This window comes from Novosphingobium ovatum (assembly GCF_009909235.1).
Taxonomy (GTDB): domain Bacteria; phylum Pseudomonadota; class Alphaproteobacteria; order Sphingomonadales; family Sphingomonadaceae; genus Novosphingobium; species Novosphingobium ovatum.
Map to the genome: position 1 here is coordinate 1 of NZ_JAAAPO010000012.1, position 787 is coordinate 787.

Annotated in this window: 1 protein-coding gene; it reads right to left on the reverse strand. The window is 66.7% G+C overall.

Going from position 1 to position 787, the window contains the following annotated elements:
* Positions 1-716: Gfo/Idh/MocA family protein (locus GTZ99_RS16690; RefSeq protein ID WP_320076708.1), on the reverse strand; the 716-nt coding region annotated here is incomplete at its 3' end.
* Between the last annotated feature and the right edge of the window lie 71 nt (positions 717-787).

Consider the following 787-nt stretch of genomic DNA (forward strand, 5'->3'; position numbering starts at 1 on the left):
CCGTTGCGTTCGCCCACCGAAATCTGGCTGGCCAGCAACGCGCCGCGCGCGCCATTCGCGAAACGCAGCAGGATCTGGCAGTCGTCATCCACCATGCGGCCCGGCACCACCGTGCCCAGATCGGCAAGGATTTCCGTGACTTGCAGCCCGGTGATGAACTCTGCCAGATGGAAGGCATGGACGCCGATGTCCGCCACACAGCCACCCACGCCCGACCGCGCCGGGTCGGCGCGCCACTCGGCCTGCTTGCCGGTGTCGGGCTTGGCCAGCCAGCCTTGCGGATATTCCACCACCACCTTGCGGATGGGGCCCAGCGCGCCTGCGGCCACCCGTTCACGGGCCTCGCGCACCAACGGATAGCCCGAATAGGTGTAGGTCAGGCCAAAGGGCTTGCCGCTGCGCGCGATGACCTCGGCCAGTTCGTGCGCCTGCGCCAGCGTGGTCGTCGCGGGCTTGTCGCAAATCACCGCAAAGCCCGCCTCCAGCGCCGCCTTGGCCGCGGGCAGGTGCATGTGGTTGGGCGTGGTGATCGCCACGAAATCAATGGGATCAGGACGCTTGGATTCCTGCTCCAGCATCGTCGCGATGTCGGCATAGGCGCGGCTCGGATCAATCCGATAGCTCTCGCCCGCAACCCGCGACTTCTCGGCGCTGGAACTGAAAGCCCCCGCCACCAGCTCGATCTCGCGGTCCAGTTCCGCCGCAATCCGGTGCACCGGGCCAATAAATGCACCCGGACCGCCGCCAATCATCCCCATCCGTAAACGTCGCAAGGCTACCTCCCACC